Annotated in this window: 8 protein-coding genes; 4 read left to right on the top strand and 4 right to left on the bottom strand. The window is 70.8% G+C overall.

All coding sequences use genetic code 11. The features are described 5' to 3' along the window. Nucleotides 1–412 precede the first annotated feature (412 nt). A complete protein-coding gene (locus tag GT030_RS03465) occupies nt 413–640 on the bottom strand; it encodes a DUF5133 domain-containing protein (RefSeq protein WP_030803872.1) in 228 nt (75 codons plus the stop codon). 122 nt (nt 641–762) lie between these two features. Here GT030_RS03465 and GT030_RS03460 point away from each other — a divergent pair, with 122 nt between their 5' ends. Then, entirely contained in the window at nt 763–1,164 is a 402-nt protein-coding gene (locus GT030_RS03460) for a PPOX class F420-dependent oxidoreductase (protein ID WP_346009550.1), read from the top strand. A gap of 4 nt (nt 1,165–1,168) precedes the next feature. Here GT030_RS03460 and GT030_RS03455 read toward each other — a convergent pair whose 3' ends face one another. Further along, complete coding sequence (locus GT030_RS03455; protein ID WP_161199773.1) at nt 1,169–1,366, bottom strand: hypothetical protein; 198 nt, start codon at nt 1,364–1,366, stop codon at nt 1,169–1,171. 164 nt (nt 1,367–1,530) lie between these two features. Between GT030_RS03455 and GT030_RS03450 the strand changes: the two genes are divergently transcribed. Together GT030_RS03450 and GT030_RS03445 are read left to right on the top strand one after the other, a co-directional pair. Further along, nucleotides 1,531–2,103: a TIGR03086 family metal-binding protein gene (locus GT030_RS03450; protein WP_161199772.1), complete on the top strand. Its 573-nt coding sequence runs from the start codon at nt 1,531–1,533 to the stop codon at nt 2,101–2,103. 140 nt (nt 2,104–2,243) lie between these two features. After that, nucleotides 2,244–3,914 carry an allantoin permease gene (locus tag GT030_RS03445; protein WP_161199771.1) on the top strand — a complete coding sequence of 557 codons (1,671 nt, stop codon included), beginning with the start codon at nt 2,244–2,246 and terminating at the stop codon, nt 3,912–3,914. Here the strand turns inward: GT030_RS03445 and GT030_RS03440 are convergent. After that, nucleotides 3,894–4,751 carry an NmrA family NAD(P)-binding protein gene (locus GT030_RS03440; protein WP_161199770.1) on the bottom strand — a complete coding sequence of 286 codons (858 nt, stop codon included), beginning with the start codon at nt 4,749–4,751 and terminating at the stop codon, nt 3,894–3,896. The genes GT030_RS03445 and GT030_RS03440 overlap by 21 nt on opposite strands. Before the next feature lie 89 nt (nt 4,752–4,840). Here GT030_RS03440 and GT030_RS03435 point away from each other — a divergent pair, with 89 nt between their 5' ends. Next, a complete protein-coding gene (locus GT030_RS03435) occupies nt 4,841–5,560 on the top strand; it encodes a TetR/AcrR family transcriptional regulator (RefSeq protein ID WP_161199769.1) in 720 nt (239 codons plus the stop codon). An 18-nt stretch (nt 5,561–5,578) separates the two neighbouring features. On the opposite strand, the gene GT030_RS03430 is transcribed toward GT030_RS03435, so the two are convergent. Then, the coding region (locus GT030_RS03430; protein WP_161199768.1) for a pyridoxamine 5'-phosphate oxidase family protein at nt 5,579–6,003 on the bottom strand (425 nt) is incomplete at its 5' end.

Genomic DNA, 6,003 nt, shown 5'->3' with positions numbered 1-6,003 from the left:
GGTGCCCGCCAGGCGCAGCGCGCGGTCGGCGGCGGCCAGCCAGGCCGGCATGGCCGCCGACGTGACGGAGTCCCCTGGCACAAGCGGTATCAGGCGGCGTGCCGCCTTGTTCGTCTCGATCAGGGTCCCGTCGGCGTCGACCACGAGCACGGGACAGGGTGCGCCGTCCCATGCCGTGTCGACGCTGACACCACCGGTCTGCGGACTATCGGGTGTACCCGGAGAAGGAATCACAGTCGGGGAGCGCGAGCGTGCGCTCCACCACCTCTCAGTCGATCGAGAACGTTTACCGATGACAACGGTCTCGCATCCACCGGCCACGTGCAACGCCCGACAGATTTCCACACGTATTCGACACACACAACTCAAATCGCCCCTGTGGACGGGCCGACTGCGCCGTGTGCGGCGGAGTTCAGGCGGGCAGGAGGGAGTCGTCCTGCGGGCGCGCGCCGGGCAGCCGGTGCCGGGCGGCGATCAGCGCCGCGTCGATGTCCCGGGTGCCGGTGGCGACGCACAGGGTGTACGCGATGTCGTCCATCCGCTGCCGCACTTCGGCGCTGCCCTCCTGGGCGTGCAGGATGCGCAGCGCGTCGTACTGCTCGATCAGGTTCTGCAGCACGGCGGGGTGGGCCATCAGCATCTCGGGTTCTCCCTCTGACCAGCTATCACATGGGTCGTACACGCACCCGGTTACCCTGGGCCCTCTCAAACACACCTGCGCTTCTTCACCCGATCGACCCTCGACCTGCCGGAGATCTCCCCGTGCCCGTACCCCTCGGCGACGATCTGCTCGCGCTGCTGCGCCGCGCCAGCATCTGCTACATCGCCACGACGATGCCCGACGGCTCGCCGCAGCTCACCCAGACCTGGGTGGACACCGACGGCGAGCACGTCCTGATCAACAGCGTGGAGTCCCACCAGAAGACCCGGAACATCGCGCGGGACCCACGGGTGGCCGTCGCGGTCTCCGACCCGGCCGACCCGTCGTCGTACACCCAGATCCGCGGCCGGGTGCTGCGGGTGACCACCGAGGGTGCGGTCGATCACATCGAGGCGCTCGCGCGGAAGTATCTGGGTGGCCCTTACCCGTGGTTCGGCGGTCGGGACCAGGTGCGCGTGATCTACGTCATCGAGCCGGAGCGGATCAGCAGCCCGCGCGGCTGAGGTTCTAGGCGGCCTCGGTCCCGGCTTCGCCCTGGCCGGCCGGGGCCGCCGTCTGCCGCCGGCCGCCGTGGATCAGGCGCAGATGGCGGCCCCGGGCGTGGCGGGGCGGTTGGGGGGCGCGCGCCAGCCAGTCCTCGGTACGGTCCATCCCGTACAGCAGCATGGTCACGACCGGCAGCAGCAGGATTGCGACGATGGCCACGGTGGGGGCTCCTCCCCGGCAGACAGCGCTGTACGGATGCCCGCCGCTCCTCCGGCCAGCGGGCGGCCCCTGTGAAGGTGCGGTGCCTTTCGGGTGCCCCGCCGCGCGAACGCACGCCGAGCGGTTTCTCCGCACGCCGCCCCGCGCATCCCTAGGGTGGAGCGATGGCGAACTCAGTCTCTTCCCTGATCGACAGCGCCGTCCGGGCCACCGCCCCCGTCGTGGACGGCATCACCGACGAACAGCTCGGCGCTCCCACTCCCTGTTCCGAGTACGACGTACGCGCCCTGCTCAACCACCTCTTCCACGTGGTCACCAATTTCCAGAAGCTGGCCGTCGGGGAGCGCGCGGACCTGGCCTCGGTCGGCGAGTATCTCGACGAGGGCGACTGGCGGAGCCGGTTCCGCGAGGAGGGGGAACGGCTCGCGGAGGCGTGGAGGGCGCCCGGTTCGGCGGAGGGCATCTCCCCCGGCATGGGCCTGCCGCAGCGCACGCTGGCGTACATGGTGCTGGGCGACCTGCTGGTGCACGGCTGGGACCTGGCGCGGGCCACCGGCCAGGAGTACACCCCGGACGCGACGACCGTCGAGGAAGTGGCCCCGGAGCTGGAGAAGATCGCGCCGATGGGCCGTAACGCGAGGGTGTTCGCCGAGGCGGTGCCGGTTCCCGCCGGGGCGACGCCGTTCGAGCGGCTGCTCGGGGACACGGGGCGGGACGCGGGCTGGTCGCCCAGCTGAGCCACGGTGTGTAACGGGCCGTTCACGTCGGGCGGGGCCTCGGGGAAACAAGCGCTTCGTAGCCTGGCCCGCCGGCCTCCGTCCGGCAGCGCTGCCGGACGGAGGTCTCCCCCCGGTACCCGTACGGAGAGAGGCGTGGCATGAGCGCGACAGAGTCACGACCCACGGCAGAGGCGGCCGAAGGCCCGGCGGCACCGGCCACGAGCCAGGCCACCAAGGAGACGCTGGAGGACTACACCCTCCGCTACGCGCCCCGGAGTTACCGCCGCTGGACCCCGATGGTGGTGGCCACCACGGCGCTCGGCGGCATCGCGTACATGGCCGACTTCTCGATCGGCGCCGGTATCGGCCTGGCCCACGGCACCGGCAACGCGCTGGTGGCGATCGCGGTGGCCGCCGTCGTCATCTTCGTCACCGGCTTCCCGCTCGCCTACTACGGCGCCCGCTACAACATCGACCTGGACCTGATCACGCGCGGCTCGGGCTTCGGCTACTACGGCTCGGTCCTCACCAGCGTCATCTTCGCCAGCTTCACCTTCATCTTCTTCGCGCTCGAGGGCTCGATCATGGCCCAGGGCCTCCGGCTCGGCCTCGGGCTCCCGCTGTGGCTGGGTTACTTGATCTCCACGCTGATGGTGATCCCGCTGGTGATCTACGGCATGAAGGCGCTGAGCAAGCTCCAGGTGTGGACGACACCGGTATGGCTGGTGCTGATGGTGGGGCCGCTGGTGTACCTGGTGGTCACCGATCCGGGCACGGTCGACCGCTTCCTCTCCTATGCGGGCACCGACGGCGACGGCGGCGTGAGCACCGCCTCCGTGCTGCTCGGGGCGGGCGTCTGCCTCTCCCTCATCGCGCAGATCGGCGAGCAGATCGACTACTTGCGCTTCATGCCGCCCAAGACCGAGGCGAACAAGCGCCGTTGGTGGACGGCCGTGGTGATGGCCGGGCCCGGCTGGGTGGTGCTCGGCGCGCTGAAGCAGGCGATCGGGGTCTTCCTCGCCGTCTACATCCTGGCCTCGGCCGGCCCGTCGGTCGCGCCCGAGCCCATCCAGCAGTTCAAGGGCGCCTTCGACGCGATGCTGCCGTCCTGGCTGGTGGTCCCGCTGGCCGTGGTGCTGGTGGTGATCAGCCAGATCAAGATCAACGTGACGAACGCCTACTCCGGCTCGCTCGCCTGGACCAACTCCTTCACCCGGCTCACCGGCCGCTATCCCGGCCGCATGGTCTTCGTGCTGGTCAACCTGGGCTTCGCGCTGGCCCTGATGGAAGCCGACATGTTCAGCTTCCTCAACGGCATCCTGGGCTTCTACTCCAACTGCGCCATCGCGTGGGTCGTCACCGTGGCCACCGACATCGGCGTCAACAAGTACCTGCTGAAACTCTCCCCGCACGCGCCGGAGTTCCGCCGGGGCATGCTGCACGCGGTCAACCCCGTGGGTGTGGTGTCCTTCCTCGCGGCGTCCGGACTGTCGATCGCGATGTACTTCCACGCCTTCGGCGGCACCCTCCAGCCGTACTCCCCCGTCGCCGCCGCCGTCATCGCCTTCGCCCTCACCCCGCTGATGGCCGTGGCCACCAAGGGCCGCTACTACCTGCGGCGCCCGGACGACGGCATCCCGGAGCCCCTCCTGGACCCGGACGGCAACCCGAGCGGCACGGTGTACGACTGCCACGTCTGCCACCAGGCGTACGAGCGTCCCGACGTGACGGCGTGCGCCACCCATGGCGCCGTGGTCTGCTCACTGTGCCTGAGCACGGACCGGGTCGGCGACCATGTGCTGCCCGCGTCAGGCGAGTTGACCGCGTAGCACCGCCTCCAGTCCGATGGGGGCTCGGCCGATCAGAGTGGTGAGGGTGGGGTCCTGCGCGGCGAACTCGCCGGCGCGGGCGGCGTTGAAGACACCCATCAGGCCCTCCACCCGGTCGGCCGGGAGCCCGGTCTCCGCCAGGTGCCGGCGGAACGTGTCGTCCGGCACCGTGGTGCGGGTGAAGGGACGGCCGGTGATGCCGGTGGCGAGGGTGGCGACATCTTCGAAGGTGAGGGACCGGGTGGCGGTGAGGGGCGGAGTGGTCCCGTCGTAACGGCCCTCGTCGGCCAGGATCGCGGCGGCGGCCTCGGCGAGGTCGGCGTGGGCGGTCCAGCTCACCGGGCCGTCCTCGGGGAGCGCGACCTGTCCGGAGTCGAGAGCGGGACCGAGGAACTGGAGGGCGCTCGCGGCGTAGAAGCCGTTGCGCAGCGAGGTGTACGGCACCCCGCAGCTCCGCAGGATCTCCTCGGTGGCGGCGTGGTCGCGGCACGCCTGGAAGCGCGAGGCGGGGCTCGCGGCCATGTGGCTGGTGTAGAGGACGCGCCGGGCGCCCGCCTTCACGGCTGCCTCGATCGCCGTCCGGTGCTGCTGGACGGCCTCCTCGCCGAACTTGTCGACGGAGACGATCAGCACCTGACTGGCGCCCTCGAAGGCGTGGACGAGGCTGTCGGGGACGGTGAAGCCGCCCTCGCGCACCCGGACGCCCCGCGCGGCGAGGGTCTCGGCCTTCTTCGGGTCACGGACGCTGACGCCGACGCGGTGGGCGGGGACGCGGTGCAGGAGGCGGTCGACGGTCTGGCGGCCGAGCTGGCCGGTGGCGCCGGTAACGATGATCACGATGTACTCCGCTGCTTGTTTCCGCTGGAATCGCCTCAACGGTAACACTGATATTTTCGGGGTTATCGCTCGGCGGGTACCGTTGGAACATGCAGAGTGGCGCCCCTGAGGGCACAGCGACCGGCGAGCCCGCGGGCCGGGAGAAGACGCGGCAGCGGGTCATCGAGGCGGCGATCGGCCTGCTGGAGCGGGAGGGCCGGGAGGCGGTGACGACACGTGCCGTCGCGGCCGCGGCGGGGTTGCAGCCACCGGCGATCTACCGCCTCTTCGGCGACAAGGAGGGCCTGCTGGAGGCGGTGGCCGAGCACGGTTTCCAGGCGTTCCTGGCCACCAAGCACGGGGCGCCCGAGCCGGAGGACCCGATCGAGGGCCTGCGCGTGGGGTGGGACCTGGCGGTGGAGTTCGCCGTGGACAACCCCGCGCTCTACGCCCTGATGTACAGCGAGCCCAGCCGGGCCACGTCGGCGGCCTTCCGGACCGGGATGCGGATGCTGAAGGAGCGGGTGCACCGGCTCGCCCTCGGCGGCTGGCTGCGCGTGGACGAGGACCTCGCGGTGCAGATCATCCACGCCACGGGACGGGGCGCCGCCCTGACCTGGCTGTCCCTCCCCGAGGAGGCCCGGAACCCCGCCCTGCTGACCACCCTCCGCGACGCCATGACCAACGCCGTGACGGACCCCGAGCCGGCGGTACGGGACACCGGCCCGGCAGGAGCGGCCCGCGCGCTTCGCGCCGCCCTGCCGGAGCAGACCGTCCTCAGCGGGGCGGAGCGGCAACTCATGCGGGAGTGGCTCGACCGTCTGTCCTGACGCTCTCTGTCCTGACGCTCAGAACGTCCACCGTGTGTGGGTGAACAGGCCGTCCTCCCGGCCGAACCCGTACGCCGTGTCGGGTTCCACGGCGAACACCACGGCTTGCCCGGTGCGGAACGCGTCCCCGATGCCGTGGAAGGTGCCTTCGGGCGAGGTGATGTGCGCTCCGTACTTCGCCTCGTACGCGGCGATCACCTCCTCGACCGTCGCCGGGTCGGTGACCTGCTCCGCCGTCCCCTCGACGATCAGGTCGAGTCCCTCGGTGAGGGAGTTCCGTCCGGTGGTCAGCGCGCAGTGCGCGTTCCGCGCGATGTTCTTCGCCTTCTGTTCCTCCGGCCCGGTGGAGAAGTACAGCACGCCGTCGTGCCAGGCGGCGATGACGGGGGTGATGTGCGGCCTGCCGTCGGGGCGGACCGTGGAGACCCAGAAGATCTCGGCGT

This window comes from Streptomyces sp. SID1328, assembly GCF_009865595.1.
Lineage (GTDB): Bacteria > Actinomycetota > Actinomycetes > Streptomycetales > Streptomycetaceae > Streptomyces > Streptomyces griseoluteus.
The sequence above is the reverse complement of the archived record's forward strand: the minus strand, read 5'-3'. Positions and strand labels throughout refer to the sequence as shown.